Raw genomic sequence first — 18,258 nt, 5'->3', positions numbered from 1 at the left:
CAGTTCACCCCGTACCAAAGTGGGAGCGTGGCTTGCCCGCGAAAGCGGTGGGTCAGGCAGCACAGATGTTGAATGGGCCGACGCCTTCGCGAGCAAGCTCGCTCCCACAGGGGATCTCGGCATGGATCGGGATATGTGCCTCACCACAAAACACTGCGGGAGCGTGGCTTGCCCGCGAAAGCGGTGGGTCAGGCGACAGAGATGTTGAACGTGCCGCCGCCTTCGCGAGCAAGCCCGCTCCCACAGGGTCCGGCGGCGTTCACTCAAATCGGGCACACCACAAAATCACTGTGGGAGCTTGCCTGCAAGCGATAGCGGTGGGTCAGGCAGCACAAATGTTGAATGTGCCGACGCCTTCGCGGGCAAGCCCGCTCCCACAGGTCCCGAGAAGGCCCGGGGTTTACTCGGTAATCTTCGAGAAGTTGCGGTAGAACATGTCACCCTCACGGCTATCGGTCATCGAGTGCAGCTGGAAGCTGCGATTGAGCCTGGCGCCGCCGTCGCGGGTCAGGGGGGCCCAGACCAGGTTGGCGCGGCGCATGGTCGACATGCTCATCATTTCGTCGAACGGGATCGACAAATAGATGCCCTTGTCGAAACTACCCTCCCCGTACTCGGCACTGCCAGCCGTGGTGATCGTCGCCCAGGCACCGAAGCGCACCCCATTGAAGAACTCGCGGGAGATGTCCAGCGTACCGCCCCAGTCGCCGGCCAGATAACGACCGACGCTGACCGCAGCCAGTGTGTCGTACGGCAAGTCGGTGTAACCGGTGATGTGCCCTGTCCAGACCGAGTAGTCGCGCAGGCCGAAACCCTGGTCGAACTCGCGCTGGCGCACATAGTTCAGATCCGCTCCCACCGACCAGCGCTCACCGGTCGGCCGGAACAGCACCTCACCGCCGACACCGGCAAACATCGATTCCAGATAGCCGCCGTAGACCATGCCATACAGGTCCTTGTCCAACTGCTCGGCATGGCTGACCTGGAACAACGGCATGGTCACTTCCGAGGTGGTCAGATATTGACGCAAATCGGTACGCACCCGCGGCAGGCCGCTTGGTGCATCGTAGGTGAACTTGTCGAAGTTGTTCACCAGGTTGGCACTGAGCAGACCGTTCCACCAGGTGTTGCGGTTGAAGCGGTACTCGGCATCCGCGTCGGCACTGAACTGATAGAGCAAACCATCAGGCCCGCCAACGTTCTGCTTGAAGCCCAGCCCAACGCCATAATTGAAGTGCTGCGGCGCTTCGCTGTAGAGGGTTTTCTCGTTGTGCGGCATCGCCGGGTTGATCTCGGTGGTGCGGTGCAACGACTCCAGCGGCTCCTCGTTGTTGATCACTTCGCGGAAGGTCTGGCGCGGCACGCTGGTCTCTTCCAGCGGCAGGTCGTAGCGCTTGTTGACCACGGTGAACCAGTTGATGTCGTCGTTCACACTGTTGTCGAGAATCCGGCTCGCGCGGCCGACAGCCTTCGACGAATGGAAGTAGCGCTGCTGCTCGCCGTAGACGATCAGCTCGGAATCACGCTGACTGATGCGCTCGACCTTGTACCCGGCATTCTGCTGCAGGCGCTGCGATACGTCGGCCCAGTTGACTTGTTCCATCGGCGTGGTCGGCATCTTCGCCGGCAGCGGTTCCGGCGTCGGGTCGTAGGTCTTGGCCGGCGCCTTGCGGCTGACGAAATTGGTGTGGAACGTGATGCCAAACATCGCCGTGTTGCCCCGCTCCCACGCCGCGCTGACGTCCACCGAATCGGCGACCTTGAATACCGCACCGAAGTTGATCGGCGAGTCTTGCTTGATCACGTTGTCCTTCGGTTCGTGCTTGTAGTCGTTGCCTTCGTATTCGAGTTTCAGGCTGAGTCGATCCCACGGCGTCTGGTAGCTGACGCCACCGAAGAACGACGGCCGACCGCGAAAGTACGAGCCGGAGTTGACGTCACCGGTACCCTCAAGGGCCGGCCGGGTGTCGAAGCGATCACTGACGTAACCCAGCGGGTTGTCGAGATCACCACGATTACCGAGATAACCCCAGGCAATACCGGCGCTGAAATCGAAATTGTCGAAGCGCTTGTTAGCGACGAAAAACTCACTGGAGAACAAGCCCGTACCACCGATGTCTCGGAAGCCCAGCGCGACTTCCGGCGCCCAGTGGCTTTCCTGCCACAGCCGGACTTTGGCGTCGACCGCCTTGTCCTTGTAGCTCTGGCTGCCACTCAGCGCCTCAGAGCCGTACGGCCGGTTGGTGATCGCGGTGTAGCGGAACGAACCTTCGAGCCAGTCCAGTGGCTGCAACGACACGCTGTAGCGGCTGTAAGGCTCGGTGCGGTTGGCGTTGACGCTCAGCTCTCCGGCCGGAGCCATGCGCGCGGTCGGGGTCTGCAACAGACCGGTGCCGCCGAAATCATTTTGGGTAATACGCGGCTCGGCATGCACCAGACCGCACGGCAATAACAACACAGCTGCAAAACGTAACTTCAACGAACCACCTCAGCCAGCTGCGTGGCAATCAATTCGGCCAACTGCTGATTCAGTTCAGGAACAGGCGGATCCAGATCATCATTCTTCACCGGCACCAGAATCTTGCTGCCGGCCACGGGGAACTGCCCGCTCTCGCGATTCCAATGCGCAATGCCCACCCGCCGCACCGCACCATTGGGCTGGATCAGCCACAGGTAATCGGCCTCGGCATCGTCCAGCGGCGTGCAGTTTTCCAGATACTCGCGCGCCTCCAGCAGCGGCTGATAAGGCAGGTGGCAGGTTTCGGCGACCGCGCCCAGCACTTGCACCTCGTCGACCCGTTTCGGGTAGATCAGCCGATCGCCGTCGTCCAAACGAATATTGCGCGCGAAACCGACTTCCACCGCGACCGGATCGAGGTCCGCCACCTGACGCCCGGTGACCGGCATTTGCCGCACCTGCTCAGCCAGGCGCAGCGCCAGCGCCGCGCGACTGGGTCGGTCAAACAAAGACGCCATGCGCTGCAACACATCGAGATCAAACAACACCCCGGCCTTGAGCCGCGCCTGCTGTTCCAGCAACGACTGGCGCAGCAACACGCCGGCCAGCCAGTAACCTTCGGCATTCGGCACCGCCACGCTGATTACGTCGAGCAAGCGCCCGCCCGGCGGCAACTCCACCGGCCCTGGGTTGGCGACATCGCCGCTGACGGTGACCGCTGCCTGACTGATGCCGCTGAGCAACAGCAAACCCGCCGATAACATTCGTAAGCGCTTCACGGCAGGTGCCTGCGATCAGGGGTCAGTTGCACGATGCGCACGCGCAGTTGCGCGGTCAGTTGCTGCTCGCTCTGCAGGATGAAACCATCCTGCGGATCGACCCAGTAATGGTTGGTCGCGCGCAGGCCGATCGCCGGGACGTCGATACGTTCGTCGACACGCAGCACGGTGTATTCCTTGTCGAGAATTTGCAGGGTTTGCGTGGATCGGCGGGAGAACCGGCTATTGACGATCAAACCGACTTCCTGGCCCTTGTACAGGTCGATCCAGCGCTGACTGGTGAAACCATCGGCGACTTGATGCAGGCCGCGTTTGAACGGCGCGTTGTCGGCAAGCCGCGTGCCGTCCAGGTCGCCCTCGACGCCGAGGCCGATGGTGCGCACGGCGAGGCCGTCACGCAGCAGCAACACCTGTTTACCGGAGGCGACCCAGAACTGCAGGTCTTCCCGCTCGCGCACCAGCGCCAGCACCCCGGAGCCAGACGGCGTGGTCAGTTTGACTTGCGGATACTTGACCTCGGCCACCTGGGCCGCGCTCACGTCCAGCTCGTCCGGGCCGATCACCGCCGACTTGAGGTTGCGCACCGAAGCGGTCATCAGCGGGTTACAGCCACACAACATCAAGGCCGCCATCAGGCAGACGCCAACTTTCAAGGTTTTCACGGTCGGCCTTATTTGCTGTTGTTACTGAATTCGCTCCAGTTCTTCGCAGCGGAAGCCCCGGTCCCGACAATCGATGCCGACGGCACCAGTTGGCTGATGAAGCGGTTCCAGCGCGTGACATTGGCCGGGCCGACGTACACCACGTCCTGTGGACGCACTTCAAAGTGCGAAGCGAGTGCCATGGCGGTCGGCGACTGGGCTTCCAGTTGATAGATCTTCGCTGGCTCTACATCGAGGTTTTCCACCCCGCGAATCACGTACACCGCGTTGCCGTTGGAGGTGGTCTGACTCAGACCGCCGACCGAACCGAGCACGTCGGAGAGGTTCATCGTCGCGGTCTTGAAACTCAGCGCACGGGGCTGATTGACTTCGCCCATGACGTAGATGCGCTTGTTGTCGTTGTACGGCAGGTACAGCTGATCGCCGCCCTTGAGGAAGACGTGCTGCAACTCGGAATCCTGCTGGTTGAGCGAGTCGAGATTGAGCGGATACACCCGGCCATTGCGGGTCAGCAACAGGCCCGACAGATCGGCGTTATTGGTGTCGATGCCGGCAGTGCCGAGGGCTTCGACCACGCTCAACGGGTTGGTGGAAATCGGCTGCGGACCGGCCTTGGCCACGGCACCGGAAACCACCACTTTCTGACTGGCGAAACGCAGCACCGCGACATCCACCTGCGGCTCGGCGATGAACGCCGACAGCCGGGTTTCGATGTCCGAGCGCAGCTGTTGAATAGTCTTGCCGGCCGCCTGCACTTCCTTGATGAACGGGTAGTACAGCGTGCCATCGGAGCGCACCAGTCGACCGTTGGCGTCGATCTGCTGTTGTGCCCCCGATGGCGCGGTCAGCTCCGGGTGATCCCAGACCGTGATGTACAGCACATCGTTGCTGCCGATGCGGTATTCCGCAGGCGTTGCCAACAGTTCCGACGGTACCGTCTCACGCTTCTGCGTGGCACGGGTCATCGAGATCAGCTTGGGCGTGATCGGGATCAGCTCGACCCGACTGCTTTCGCTGGCGCCCTGGCGCGTGATGTCGCCGGTGCTCAGGTATTGGCCGGGGGAAAACATACAACCTTGCAAAGCGATACTTGCCAACAGCAAAAGAGAAAAACTACGAGTCATAATGGCACTACGCTATTCAAGGGCGAATCTAAAAATAAAGTCACCCGACTTGCGTCGGGCGACCCTGTACTGCACTAACAAATGTTCCTGTTAGTTGTGCGTGCCGGTGGTGCCGGTAGTACCGGTGGTGCCAGTGGTACCGCCGTTGGCACTTCCGCCGCTGTTGGACGCCGCGACTGCACTGGCAACCATTGCAGTACTGGCAGCAGGCGCTGTAGAAGCCGCAACACTGCCAGATACATTGGTCACCGCAGTTAGCGGTGCTTCAGCAGCGGACGCCCAGTTGCTCAACATCGTCAACAGGGCAATCGCCATCACTTTTTTCATATCAACTCCTTTCTAACATTCGACCTGTTAAAAACCGGTCTTTGTTAGCGGTGGTAGCGTTCGAGTCCGCGAAAAGCGCGAACAAGATCCGTCGTTCTTTCACAGTCTTACCCAACTGATAAAAGTCGAACGGCAGGTTTATATCTACGGACTTGCAAAAGGCATTTCCAGCGTATTTTCCCGACGATATCTAACAGCTGACCGAAACTAACATTCAGTATTAGAACGACATCATTCGAGATAACCGCGCGGATGATTCGATTGCCAGCGCCAGGTATCGGTGACCATGTCCTGCAGACTGCGCGTGGCTTTCCAGCCGAGTTCTTTTTGCGCTTTCGAGGCGTCGGCCCAGCTCTCGGCAATGTCCCCGCTGCGCCGTGGCATCACCCGGTACGGCACCGGACGTCCACTGGCTTGTTCGAAGGCATGCAGCACTTGCATCACGCTGTAGCCGTCGCCGGTGCCAAGGTTCCAGGTATGAATGCCCGGACGGTCGGCAATCGATTGCAAGGCTTTGAGATGGCCATCGGCGAGGTCGACGACGTGGATGTAATCGCGCACTCCGGTGCCATCGATCGTCGGGTAGTCGTCGCCGAAAATCGACAATTCCTGCAGGCTGCCAACCGCGACCTGGCTGATGTAAGGCAGCAGGTTGTTGGGGATGCCGCTGGGGTCTTCGCCCATATGCCCGCTGTGATGCGCGCCGATCGGGTTGAAGTAACGCAGCAAGGCGATGCTCCAGCGCGGCTCGGCCTGGCTCAGGTCGCGCAGCACGTTCTCGACGATCAGCTTGGATTGACCATAAGGATTGGTCGGAATGCCGGTGGGGAAATCCTCGCGGATCGGCATCTGCTCAGGCTCGCCATACACCGTGGCCGACGAGCTGAACACCAGCCGGAACACCCCCGCTGAGGCCATCGACTGACACAAGGTGATGCTGCCGCCGACGTTGTTCTCGTAGTAATCCAGCGGCTTGCGCACGCTCTCGCCGACGGCTTTGAGCCCGGCAAAATGCAGCACCGCGTCGATCGCATGCTCGCGGAAGATCCGGTCGAGCAACGCCCGGTCGCAGACATCGCCGCGAATCATCAACGCGCTTTTGCCGCAGATACCTTCTATCGCGTGCAATGCCGCATCGCTGCTGTTGCAAAGATTATCCAGTACAACAACTTCATAACCTGCTTCAAGCAGCGCAAGTGTGGTGTGCGAGCCGATATAGCCGGCGCCACCCGTTACCAGAATCTTCATAGCGCGGTCCGTCATTGGATAAGTGACAAGTAGCCTGTCAAGTCCCTTTCATTGAATCTGTGGCGCACCACACAAATAAGGACGACAACAGCCTTAAACAAAATTAGTTCAACCACTGGCAATAAATATTTTTGCAGGTCAAACTGTATTGCCCGGTACTTATTAGCACCCCAAGTACACTCATCACTATCAACAGATACCGACTAAAAATAACTAATAACGCCTTAACCGACATCTCATAACATTGTCATGTTTTGCCCCCTGCGCTAATTGCCATTAACAACCTGACTCAGGTATTAAAGTACTCGTTCAATAATCATTGAAACTTGTGCGCTTTGATAAGTGCGCGCACCCGTTGCCTGTGTTCCATGACTGTCCAGGATACTTTTATGATTCGTAAATGTTTGTTCCCCGCTGCCGGTTACGGCACGCGTTTCTTGCCGGCGACCAAAGCCATGCCGAAAGAGATGCTGCCGATCGTCAACAAGCCGTTGATCGAATACGCCGTTGAAGAAGCACGGGACGCCGGCCTGCAACACATGGCCATCGTCACCGGTCGGGGCAAGCGTGCGCTGGAAGACCACTTCGATATCAGCTACGAACTCGAACACCAGATCCGCGGCACCGAGAAAGAGAAGTTCCTCGCCGGCACCCGCGAGCTGATCGACACCTGCACCTTCTCCTACACCCGTCAGGTGGAAATGAAGGGCCTCGGTCACGCGATTCTCAGCGGCCGCCCGTTGATCGGCGATGAACCTTTCGCCGTGGTGCTGGCCGATGACCTGTGCCTGAACCTGGAAGGTGACGGCGTGCTGTCGCAGATGATCCAGCTGTACAAGAAATTCCGCTGCTCGATCGTCGCCATCCAGGAAGTCCCGGCCGACCAGACCCACAAATACGGGGTGATCGCCGGCGAGCTGATTTCCGAGGGCATCTACCGGGTCAATAACATGGTGGAAAAACCGGCGCCGCAGGACGCGCCGTCGAACCTGGCGATCATCGGCCGCTACATCCTGACGCCGGACATCTTCGACCTGATCGCCGACACCCAACCGGGCAAGGGCGGCGAGATCCAGATCACCGACGCGCTGATGAAACAGGCGCAGAACGGTTGCGTGCTGGCCTACAAGTTCAAGGGCCTGCGCTTCGACTGCGGCGACGCCGAGGGTTATTTGCAGGCGACCAACTTCTGCTACGACAACGTCTACCTCAAGGGCCGCTGAGACGGTCCCCGCCCACTTCTCTTTTCAGGAGGCAACCCATGAACATGGCACAGCATGCAGCAGAGATTGAACGGGAGGTGGGCAACCTCGGGGCGGTGAGCTGGCTGTCACACCATCAGCCGTTGCCCAGCGCCAACGAGTCATGGCTGGGCAGTATTTTGCTGGTGGAACGCATCGGCATGTTTCCCTCGTCCGGCGACATTCGCCGGACGCTGGCGGATCCCTATCCCCTGCTCGCCCATCTGAAACAACGGTATGCCGAGCAGGCGCTGGAAATGGACGACCGTGATGGGCTGAAGGTGATCTTCAGCGACTGGCGCTTCCGCGTACGCCTGTGCTGCAACGAGCCGGCGATCATCATCAATGTCGAGACCCGGTGTGCCACGCAACTGATGCCGCAGAGGACTGCGGAGCTCCTCAGCCAGATAGATAACTTCAAATAAAACACGCCCCTGTAGGAGCTGCGGCACGCTGCGATCTTTTGATTTCTTTTTCAAGATCAAAAGATCGCAGCCTTCGGCAGCTCCTACAGGGGTTTCGTTGGGTCGCAACTGTCCGCGTTGATGCCACTGACGATCCAGCGATAGAAGTAATCGGCAATCACCTTCCCGCCCGTGGCCGGCTGCGGATGAATCTTGTCCGGGCCGATCATCGCCGCCGCATAGCGTTTGACGTCAGGGCCGAACGCGCATTGCAGATTGGCAAAGCCCAGCTGCTGCTCGTGCGCCCACGGCTGCAAGACCTGTGCATACGCCGACATCGGATAGGCGCTGGAACGCGTGGTGTCCTGACGCATGATCAGGTTGATGCTCGCCGCCGGTTGGATCTCGCGGATCATCGCCACCAGGCCCTGAACGTTGTGCAGGTATTGTTCGGGTTTGACCCCGAAGCCCTGATCGTTGCCGCCGAGCATGATCAGGTAAACGTCGGCGGGGATCTTCGACACGGCGGCTTTCCACTGCACCTGCCATTGCGGGTCCTGGTGATAGAAATCCGCCGATGCCGCGCCCGAGGCCGCCAGTTTCGAAACCCGCACGCCGTGCTGCTCGTTGCTCATCCACAAGCCAAACAAGGTCGGTGCACCCTTCACCACTTCCAGTTTGAATGACCAGTCTGCGGCTGCCGAAAGACCTGCGAGTGGTACTTCCTGCACACCTGAACCCTTGAGCGTCAACGGTTGCCAGTCTTCCGAGGGCGTCCAGCGGTAGCGCAGCTCACTGGTTTCGCCGTTGCCCAGGTAGAGCAATTTCGCCTGGGTGACTTGGGTGTCGATGGCCGGTGTCGGGCTGGCATCGATTTGCAACCAGGCGCCGGGCTTGCCGGTCACCGTGCGGCTGTCGGGGCTGGCTTGGCCGAGGCCGGATACTTGCCAGCCACCACCGAAGTATTTTTCGCTGCTGCGGGTGTATTTGAAATGCGTGCCGCCCAGCGCCGCGCCGTGGTTGAAACCGACGTAACCGGGACCGGCAAAACCGACCTCGCCGGCCACGCGCTGCACCAGTTTGTTCAGGTAGAAATCCTGCCCGGCGCTGTAGCTGTCGCCGATCACCGAGACCGACAAGACCTTCCCGGCCTTGCCTTCGCGCCACTGCGCAAAGCGCTCGCGGGCATCGCCCACTTCCACCACCGACGCCGCGACGGGCTGAGCGTCATTTACTGCCAACATGCATTATTTCCTTCAGTCTGGAATGGCCCGTTCGCGAGCAGAGGTTGAGGTCATCCGCTAAATCCTTGTACACCTAAATCCTGTGGGAGCTGGCTTGCCAGCGATGGCGGTGGGTCAGGCGAATAAGCTTCATCTGATCGGTCCCCATCGCTGGCAAGCCAGCTCCCACAGGGATGGTGTGAGTTCCAGAGATCCTTGCTCGCGAAGCTTTTCAGCTATTGGCCGGCACCACCGGAGTAACGCCAACCGCTGGCTTCTTCTTCGCCGCACGCTCCCCGAGAAACAGCATCGAAGTGACATTGAAGCGACTGAAAATCATCGACAGCAGCACCGGCCCCAACAGACCCGACAGCAGTCCGCTGAGCACCATAATGCTTTCGTCTTTCACCCCCAGCCGTCCCATGACAAACCGCGAAGTCGCCGCGAACAGCACATGGAACAGAAAGATCGCGTAAGAGTAGCCGCCCAGCCAGGTCAGCCACTTCGAGCGCATGTCACTCGACAGCAAAGCAATGCAGGACACACACCCCACGGTCAGACCGATCAGGCTGCGGCGGTCGACGATCAACTCACGATCAATCGCCGCCACGTACAGCAGCGTCAACGAAATCAACACAAACACCAACGGCCCGACCACCTTGAACCGCTGCTTCAACGCCTCGACATTTTCCTGGCCGATCATCCCCGCCACAAAAAACGGCAGCAGGTAAATCGCACCATTGATGCCGAACGCATCGAGCTTGAACGGTGGCAACAGAAACACCGCCGCTGCGAAGGCGAACAGCAGGTACAAGCGCGTCATCGAGCGCAGCATCCCGCGCCATTCCAGCAGGCCGACGAACATGAAAATGATGAACACCGCCTGCAGGAACCAGAAGTGATTGACCGGTACCCAGAACGACAACAAGGCATCGATCACGCCGACATCCTTGTTCACCCCCGGCCCCACCGCCTGCAACACCGAGAACGGCACACCGACGCAAAACAGCGGCACGATCAGCCGTCGCACCTTGCCGCTGAAGAATGCGGAAAAGTCATTGCCGCGAATTTTGTAGATCGAATAGATGTAGCCGGAAATGAAGGTGAACAGCGGCATGCGCACGTACACCATCGAGTCGGCGATCACCCGGAACGGCGAGCCGATATCGATTTTCAGCCCTCCGCCCAACGGGCCAATGACGTGATAGAGCACCAGCAGCAGGCACGCCAGACCACGCAGGGTTTCGATCTCCAGCGATTTTTTCTTGCTCGACATACAGCACCTGCCTCAATTCAGAACTCTTGATTCAACCCGCACCGGTTTGTTGGCGCGCAACATCAGACCCAAGCCGACAAACAACACCGGCACCACCATGGAAAAGTGCCGGGCGAAGGAGCCGAAGTCCGGCTCGAACAACCCTTGCACCAGCAGGAACGCCAGCGGAATCGCGATCAGTTCCTTGGGTTTGGTCTCGATCGGCGCGCCTTTGTAATCGGTGGAGGTGATGACTTTGAACAGCAGCAACGCGGTCATGATCATCAGCGCCACAAAGATCACCTGGCCCGGCCCGGACAACAGAATCAGCTCCACCGGGAACGACAGCCGGAAGAAAATGATCATCGAGTCCAGCGCCTGCGAAACGAAGTCACTGCCGCTGAGCCACGAGACAATCAGCGATTTCGAGCCCTCCTCCCCCGCCGTGCGCAACTCGTTATTGCTGGCGCGAATCGATGACACCGGGAACCCCAGCGCCAGCTGAATCGCCATGGCCACCGCCAGGTAAAACAGGAACAGCATCAGGAAGAAAGTGAAGCGCGACACGTACTTCTTCATCACGCAGACGCCGACCCACGACAGCGAAAACAGAATCCAGTAAGGCCGGATCAGCACGCCGTAGATCACCGCCGACAGAAAAAATCCGCCGCGGTATTTGCGCGTCAGCGAGCCGAACAAAATGCTCAGCACCGCCACCGAAACGATGATTTCCTTGGTCAGGTTTTCCAGGAAGAACGAACGCACAATCCCCCACAGACACAGGGTGCCGAAGATCGCCAGCGGCATGCGCCGGAACACCACCACCGGAATCGCCGTGAGGAAGAAGTTGCAGAACATCCCGTAGGCCCAGGCGTTGGTCAGGTTGATCCCGGTGGGCCGCAGCAGGAACGCCGAACACTCGTAGGAGGAACGATCCGGTGAGAACGGGTTCCAGAAATTGCAGTTGTCGGCGCGGGCGTAGGACGACCACAAGGTCATCGCATCCGGGCCCGGAGCGCGCGGGATCAGCAGCGGCATCGCCACCGACAGAAACAGCCCGGTGAACAGAATCAGGAACGACAGCGAAGAATCGAGTTTGCGGCCGCGAAACTCGATGCACGGCAACTTCAACCCCATGCCAGCGCCCCTTTTGCGCGGGTCGCTCGGGTCAACACGGCAATCACGCCAAGCTGCACGATGATCGCAAAGACATTGCCCCACGCCGCGCCATAAATCGAATAGTGCTTGATCAGCAGGTAGCTGATCGGCACCGACACCAGCAGACAGATCGCCGCGCTGGCGAATGACACCCGACTGTTTTTCGAAGCGATCAGACCACCCCAGACGATGTCGCCAATGGCCCGCAGGGCAAAGGAAAAGATCAGCACACCGAGGATCGCGTTATCCGGACGCGGCACGCTGGTGGCGACGTAATCGAGCACCACGTTGAAGAACAGATAGATCAGCACCGCCACCGCCGCCGACACCAGCAGCGAGCGCATCACCCACTTGTTAACGAACAATTGCTTGACCGTAAATGACTGCTGATCCGCCTGAAACCGCTTGGCCAGCACCGGAATGCCGACCACCGCCACTACCGCGTAAGACAGCGCCTGCAAAGTGTTCGCCGCCGACCACGCGTACACGTATTTACCGAGGCTGGCGTAGGGTTCGAGATCGGCAATCAGAAAGCGCTCGGCGTACTGACTCAGCGCGATCAAGCCCGTGCCGAAGTAGAACGGCAGGCCGGCCTTCCACACGGTCGCGGTAGTCAGTGCTTCGCTGACCCGACCCTTGTGCACATTCACCACGATCAGGTAACCGGCGACGATCACCAGCACGTTGGCGGCCACCCACAACCACAGCACACTGGCGATGCCGGCGACCCAGTCGAGCATCATCCCGCCCACCGCCAGCAGCGCCCAGAGACCGGTCTTGATGAAGAACAGCAGCGCGCCCGCGGTGGCTTTCTGCGCAGAAAACACGAACGAGTTGATCTCGAACGACAGGTGTTCGGTGAGCAGCACCAGCGTCACGCAAAGAATCAACGCGGTGCTCGCCTCGACCTGCTGAAACAGCGAGTAAATCCCCACCGTGACCAGCGACAGCAGCAGCCCCACCGCCAGGTACAGCAACAGGACTTTGTCGACCACCCGCCGCGAGCTGCCGCCAACGCTGATCAACCGATTGATCTCGGAACTGAAACCAACGCTGTAGAACTTCGAAGCGATCAGCGACGCCGCGACCACCACGCCATAAAACCCCAGCGCTTCGTAGCCCAGGTAATGGGTGATGGCCAACACCAGCAGAAACTTCGCGCCCAAGGCTCCGCCGCGCAGCAGCAAGCGAAATATCATCGAACGACGCCTTTGATGATCTCGTCCATCATCACCGTCTTGGCTTCGATTTCGCGGCAGGTATCGGTCAGGCGCTTGCCGAAATTCGACAGCGCGTTCGGCGCATAAACGGTGTCGATGATCTGCTCGACATTGATGTCGCCACCGTTGATCACCCAGTCTTCCACGCCCATGTCCTGATAGGCGCCAAAGCCTTTGCGCTCATAGCTGATGTGGTACGCCGGGACACCGGACAGCAGCGACTCGATGGCGCCGTGCAGACGCACCGAGATCACCAGGTCCGGCTGATATTTGGCAATCGTCGCCTTCAACGACAGCAGGTCCTCGGTGATGCCCAGTTCGCGATAGAACGCACCGTCATCGTTGCCGCGAACGGCGCTCTGCACCGCGCAGACCACTTTGCTTTTGTTCTTCAGGCGCTGCAGCAGCAGCTTCAGGTTGGCGACGTAGGCGACCTTCTTGTCCTTGCTCCACTCCGGCGGCTTGCGCAGCACCACGCACACGGTGGCCGGCGATGCGGCGCAGCGGGTGAACTTCGGTTGCTGAAGGATCTTGCTGGCCAGCGACTGGACCGCCAGATCCGGCGCGCGGTAGACGTTTTCGCAGGCATCGAACATCGCCGAGGAGCGGTTATCGCGCACGAACACCGCATCGGCACTGGCGTAGTGCTCGACGATCTGGCGGCTCTCGCCATGGAACGGGCCGATGCTTTGCGGCAGGTACACCGACGGCACCTTGCTGAGGATCGCCGTTTCCAGTTGCTTGGCGTGGCCGAGTTTGAGCTTGATGTGTTCGAAGGCACTTTTCGAGCGCATGTAGCCGCCACCGACGCCGACGATCAAATCGGTCTTGCGCAACAGATCCGCCAGCCCGGCATACGACTGATTGAGGAACACCGCCTGCTTGACCCGCCCCAGGCCCTTGGCCGCCATCACCGGCGCGTCGAAACGCGGGTGCGGCAGGTAGGCGAAAGACTGCGGATCGGACGCCACGACATTGATCGCGGTGTCTTCGCCAAAGTTGCGCTGCACCAACGCGATGGCCAGATCGACGAGCAGGCCGTCACCGGAATTGGACGCACTGTAGCCATGCAAAATCGTTACGTTCATAAGCTTGAGTTCTACTTAATAAGTGGGAGCGCAATACACGTCGTAGGTCTGGCGGATCATCAGCGCGGCGCTGAAGCGTTCGCGCACGATGTTCCGGCCTTCGCTGCCGAGGTCGAGCAACCGCGGCTTCTGGATTCGCGCCAGCACGTCGGCCAGCGCCTGATGATCACCGGTGGGAAAGACGTAGCCGGACACTTCATGGGTGACCAGTTCGGGCAGTGACGTGCAGTTGCTGGCGATCACCGGCAACCCCATGGCCATGCCTTCCAGCGGCACCATGGCAAAACCTTCCCAGCGGCTCGGAACGATCAACGCGTCGGCCTGCTGATACAGCGCCTGCACTTCGGCTGGCGTGACCCACGGCAGGTACTCGACCGCGTCCATCTCGGGGCACTCGACCTTGTCTTCGTTGACCGCACTGCCGACCACTGTCAGTTTCAGATCGCTGCGCTGCACCTTGGCGAAGGCCTTGAGCAACACGTCGAAGCCTTTCTGGTAGTCCAGACGACCGACGAACAGCAGATGAATCGGCGCCGGGCTCTCGGCCTTCGGCGCTTCGCCGCGTTGGTGGATGCCGTTGTAGATCAGCTTCATGCGCTTGCGCTGAATGCCGAACCGCGCGGCCTTGTCCATTTCGTAGCGGCTGACGCAGATGATCACGTCGGTGACTCTTTGCAGGACCCGCTCGATCCACGCGTAGAGCTTCTGCTTGGTCGGCGAGCTTTCCATCAGGAACGAAAAGGCGTGCGGGCAGTAGACGATTTTCGGCTTGCGCCAGGGCCGCAGAAGCACACAGACCACGCGGCCGATTACCCCGGAAAAGGTGCTGTGCAAATGCACCACGTCGGGTTTTTCCTTGAGCACCACCCGGGTCAGTTGCCAGGCAAATCGCAGCAGCGAACGCACATCGCGCCCGCTGCGTTCGAACGTGCGAATCTGCTGTGCATCGATGCCGTGCAGCTCTTGTTTCTGGTCGAGCGGCACCAGATAGACCAGCTCGTAATTCGAATCCTGGCCTTCGGGCGACGCCGAGATGGTGCGGATAACGGTGGCGACCCCACCTTTTATCGTTTCAGCCACGTGCAGTATTTTCTTCACAACCCACCCACTTTCATGCCTGTTGGAACGCCCCTGATTTCAGGATTTGTCCGACGCGTATTCGTAGTTGTAATAGCCATAGCTGCCATTGCCGTAGTAGCTGGCAGCGCGCTTCTCGACGCCGTTGAACACCGCGCCCTTGAGCTCGATGCCGTTCTGCGCGAAGCGGCGAATGGTCGCTTCAATTTCCTTGGCCGGGTTTACCGCAAACCGGGTGACGATCAGGCTGATACCGGCTTCACGCCCGACAATCGCCGCATCGGTCACCGCGAGCAGTGGCGGCGTATCGATGATCACCACGTCGTAGCGTTCACTGAGTTCGGCCAGCAGATCGCGGAAATTGGCATGCATCAACAGCTCGGAAGGATTCGGTGGAACCTGGCCACGGCTGATGAAGTGCAGGTTGTCGATTTCCACCGTGTTGACCGCCTGCTCGATGCTGCAGCGCTTGACCAGCAGGTCCGACAGACCATTGGCGATCGGTACATTCAGCGTCTTGTGCAAGTGGCCCTTGCGCATGTCGGCGTCGATCAGCAACACGCGCTGACCGCTCTGCGCCATGACCGCGGCGAGGTTGGACGAGACGAAGGTCTTGCCGACCTGCGGGCTGGGGCCGGAGATCATGATGCGGTTGTTGGTCGAATCCAGCGCGGCGAAATGCAGGCAGGTGCGCAGGCTGCGGATCGACTCGATGGACAAGTCGGTCGGGTTGCGCAGCGCCAGCAGATAGGCCGGTGTTTCGGCGGTGATTTTGGCCCGGCCCTTTTTCGTGTCCTCGTCACGCTGCAAGGCGCTGTAGGGAATCGACGCGTACACCGGCAGCCCGAGCTGTTCGATGGCTTCCGGCCCTTCCAGACCTTTGCTCAACGATTTGCGCAACAGCACCAGGGCTACGCCGACAAAGGCGCCGAGGAACGTTGCGATCAGCACGATCAGGGCTTTTTTCGGTTTGACCGGGCTGCTCAGGTCAACATCCGCCGGATCGATCAGGCGCACATTGCCCACCGCCCCGGCGCGGACGATGTCCAGTTCCTGGGATTTGTTCAGCAACTGCGTGTAGATCTGCGAAGCCACTTCCACATCGCGGGTCAGGTTGAGCAATTCCTGCTGCGTGGCCGGCAGATCACCGACCTTGCCTTCCAGCGACTTCTGCTGCTGGGTCAACTCACCGATCTGCGACATCAAGGCGCGATACGCCGGATGCTGTTTGGTGAACTTGCGATCCATTTCCGCCTGCTGCATTTTCAGCTCGGAAATCCGCGTTTCCAGCGCCACGGACTGACCAAGCACCGATTGCGTTTCCAGAGAAATATTCACGGTCTTGCCGTGGGTCTGATACGCGTTGAGCGCATCGCTGGCCTTGGCCAGATCACGCTTGACCTGCGGCAACTGGCTTTGCAGGAACGCCAGGCTCTGCGCCGCTTCCGCCGAGGTGCGGCGCACGTTCTGATCGACGTAGAGCGCGGCGATCTTGTTGAGGATCTTCACCGCCTCGGCCGCATCGGCGCTGGCCAGCGCCAGACGGATAATCCCCGACTCTTTACCTTGCTCGGAGATATCCAGCGCATCCTGGTAACCCTGAATGGTCACGATCCGTGGATTGCGCACCACTTCAAAGCGAGTACCCGGGTTGGCTTGCAGGCGCTCGATCAAACCCTCGACGCCGTCCTGGGCGAAGGCTTCGCCGGCGACGCCCTCGACCAACAGGTTGTCGTTGTCATCGAGCAACTGAAAGTGCTGTTGTTCGCCAGCCACCAGGGTGAGCTTCTTGCCCAACAACTCTTTGGGCAGATTGAGCCGAGTGAACTCCAGACGCTCGCCGCCCCAGGCGTAGCTGTTGAAGCCAAAACGCGGCGGCGCCACGCTGAACTCGGTTTCGCCGCGATAACGCCGGGCGAGAAAACCGCCGACCACCGGGAAGGTGTTGGGGGTGACGTCGATATCCAGGCGCAGGTCGTCGACGGTTTTGCCGATCACCGCACGGGATTTGATGATGCCGATTTCGGTCACCGACGGCGATTGCCCGCCGAGCATGCTGCTGAGGTCGGAAAAACCGAGCATGTCGTTCTTTTTCGGTTCGACCTGCACCAGCGCGTTCGCCAGGTACACCGGCGTCGCCAATACCGCATAGGCAACGCCAGCGGCCATGAATGCACCGGTGAATGCACCGATCAACCATTTCTGGTCGATCAAACTGCCGAATATGCCGAGAAGATCAATACTGTCTTGATCGTTATCACGGTTGGCGATTACTGACGGTAACTGCATAAGTCTTTCTTACCATTCACTGATCTGAAGAATATTCATCAATGTCCGAGGCGCTGCGCCCACGAGCTAACAGCATCTTCAATCAATGCATGGGCATGAATAAAAGCGGCCTTACCTTGACGATACGGATCCTGTATTTCTCGTTCGCTCTGCCACTTGCCGAGAAGAAACACTTTGCCCCGGGCGTGCGAGGCAATCTTCAGCACCTGATTCACATGTTGTTTTTCCATGACCAGAATCAGGTCTGATTCATTGACGATATCGGCGGTCAATTGCCGGGCCTGGAAACCTTCGGCGCTGTGCCCGTGGTCTTCCAGCACCTGACGTGCCGACGCCTCCATGCCTTCGCCAACCCGCGCAGCGAGGCCTGCGGAAGTCACCGAGATGGTTGAGGGGGTCAGCGCGTTACGCAGCAGAAGTTCTGCTGTCGGACTTCGGCAAATATTGCCAACGCACACGACGAGGATCTTTTTGAACAAGGTTTACATTCCTGTGTAATATCATTCTGCCAACATCTAGAGCGGATCTTAATGAACCCACTAGATCATTCTGCACTCAGAAATAGATTCGCCCTGTTAATACCAGCGTATTAAGTACCACAGGGTCAAAAGCCGCCAAAACACAATTAACGGACTAAAAATAACTGTGATTTTCAGGTCTGGTTTTCCTGACAAAAAATAACATTGGCGCACTTAGTGCGATTGT

The 18,258-nt window shown here is 59.4% G+C and carries 16 protein-coding genes; 2 read left to right on the top strand and 14 right to left on the bottom strand.

The genetic code is table 11. The features are described 5' to 3' along the window. Positions 1–400 precede the first annotated feature (400 nt). The 6 genes from QRN61_RS09140 to galE form a co-directional block, all read right to left on the bottom strand. Positions 401–2,479: a YjbH domain-containing protein gene (locus QRN61_RS09140; protein ID WP_027611486.1), complete on the bottom strand. Its 2,079-nt coding sequence runs from the start codon at positions 2,477–2,479 to the stop codon at positions 401–403. Further along, a complete protein-coding gene (locus tag QRN61_RS09135) occupies positions 2,476–3,237 on the bottom strand; it encodes a capsule biosynthesis GfcC family protein (protein WP_350310351.1) in 762 nt (253 codons plus the stop codon). Before QRN61_RS09135 ends, QRN61_RS09140 begins: the two co-directional genes overlap by 4 nt. Beyond that, positions 3,234–3,899 (bottom strand): YjbF family lipoprotein, encoded by a 666-nt coding sequence (locus QRN61_RS09130; protein WP_285373631.1) that lies wholly within the window; start codon positions 3,897–3,899, stop codon positions 3,234–3,236. The genes QRN61_RS09135 and QRN61_RS09130 overlap by 4 nt, the downstream gene beginning before the upstream one ends. An 8-nt stretch (positions 3,900–3,907) precedes the next feature. Then, complete coding sequence (locus QRN61_RS09125) at positions 3,908–5,023, bottom strand: polysaccharide biosynthesis/export family protein (protein WP_177416201.1); 1,116 nt, start codon at positions 5,021–5,023, stop codon at positions 3,908–3,910. A gap of 90 nt (positions 5,024–5,113) precedes the next feature. Then, a complete protein-coding gene (locus QRN61_RS09120; RefSeq protein WP_003226528.1) occupies positions 5,114–5,350 on the bottom strand; it encodes a hypothetical protein in 237 nt (78 codons plus the stop codon). Positions 5,351–5,581: 231 nt separating this feature from the next. After that, positions 5,582–6,598, bottom strand: coding sequence for a UDP-glucose 4-epimerase GalE (gene galE / locus QRN61_RS09115; protein ID WP_285373630.1), 1,017 nt, complete (start codon positions 6,596–6,598; stop codon positions 5,582–5,584). A 389-nt stretch (positions 6,599–6,987) separates the two neighbouring features. Between galE and galU the strand changes: the two genes are divergently transcribed. Together galU and QRN61_RS09105 are read left to right on the top strand one after the other, a co-directional pair. Next, entirely contained in the window at positions 6,988–7,821 is an 834-nt protein-coding gene (gene galU, locus QRN61_RS09110; protein WP_027611481.1) for a UTP--glucose-1-phosphate uridylyltransferase GalU, read from the top strand. A 38-nt stretch (positions 7,822–7,859) separates the two neighbouring features. Further along, positions 7,860–8,264, top strand: coding sequence for a phosphohexomutase domain-containing protein (locus QRN61_RS09105; protein ID WP_285373629.1), 405 nt, complete (start codon positions 7,860–7,862; stop codon positions 8,262–8,264). Positions 8,265–8,347: 83 nt separating this feature from the next. On the opposite strand, the gene QRN61_RS09100 is transcribed toward QRN61_RS09105, so the two are convergent. From QRN61_RS09100 to QRN61_RS09065, 8 genes are all read right to left on the bottom strand, one after another. Continuing rightward, complete coding sequence (locus QRN61_RS09100; RefSeq protein WP_285373628.1) at positions 8,348–9,487, bottom strand: SGNH/GDSL hydrolase family protein; 1,140 nt, start codon at positions 9,485–9,487, stop codon at positions 8,348–8,350. Positions 9,488–9,698: 211 nt separating this feature from the next. Further along, positions 9,699–10,742, bottom strand: coding sequence for an acyltransferase family protein (locus QRN61_RS09095; RefSeq protein ID WP_285373626.1), 1,044 nt, complete (start codon positions 10,740–10,742; stop codon positions 9,699–9,701). A 12-nt stretch (positions 10,743–10,754) separates the two neighbouring features. Further along, entirely contained in the window at positions 10,755–11,858 is a 1,104-nt protein-coding gene (locus tag QRN61_RS09090) for a hypothetical protein (protein WP_285373624.1), read from the bottom strand. Then, a complete protein-coding gene (locus QRN61_RS09085) occupies positions 11,849–13,078 on the bottom strand; it encodes an MATE family efflux transporter (protein WP_285373622.1) in 1,230 nt (409 codons plus the stop codon). Before QRN61_RS09085 ends, QRN61_RS09090 begins: the two co-directional genes overlap by 10 nt. After that, entirely contained in the window at positions 13,075–14,187 is a 1,113-nt protein-coding gene (locus QRN61_RS09080; protein WP_285373620.1) for a polysaccharide pyruvyl transferase family protein, read from the bottom strand. The genes QRN61_RS09085 and QRN61_RS09080 overlap by 4 nt, the downstream gene beginning before the upstream one ends. A gap of 15 nt (positions 14,188–14,202) precedes the next feature. Next, the gene (locus tag QRN61_RS09075) at positions 14,203–15,285 is read right to left on the bottom strand and encodes a glycosyltransferase (protein ID WP_350310350.1); all 1,083 of its coding nucleotides are present in this window, start codon (positions 15,283–15,285) and stop codon (positions 14,203–14,205) included. Positions 15,286–15,324: 39 nt separating this feature from the next. Continuing rightward, complete coding sequence (locus QRN61_RS09070) at positions 15,325–17,553, bottom strand: polysaccharide biosynthesis tyrosine autokinase (protein WP_027611473.1); 2,229 nt, start codon at positions 17,551–17,553, stop codon at positions 15,325–15,327. A gap of 38 nt (positions 17,554–17,591) precedes the next feature. Next, complete coding sequence (locus QRN61_RS09065) at positions 17,592–18,032, bottom strand: low molecular weight protein-tyrosine-phosphatase (protein ID WP_003226547.1); 441 nt, start codon at positions 18,030–18,032, stop codon at positions 17,592–17,594. Between the last annotated feature and the right edge of the window lie 226 nt (positions 18,033–18,258).

This window comes from Pseudomonas sp. lyk4-TYG-107, from assembly GCF_030209055.1.
GTDB lineage: Bacteria > Pseudomonadota > Gammaproteobacteria > Pseudomonadales > Pseudomonadaceae > Aquipseudomonas > Aquipseudomonas putida_A.
Note: the sequence above shows the minus strand (reverse complement) of the source record. Positions and strands in the feature narration are given on the sequence as shown.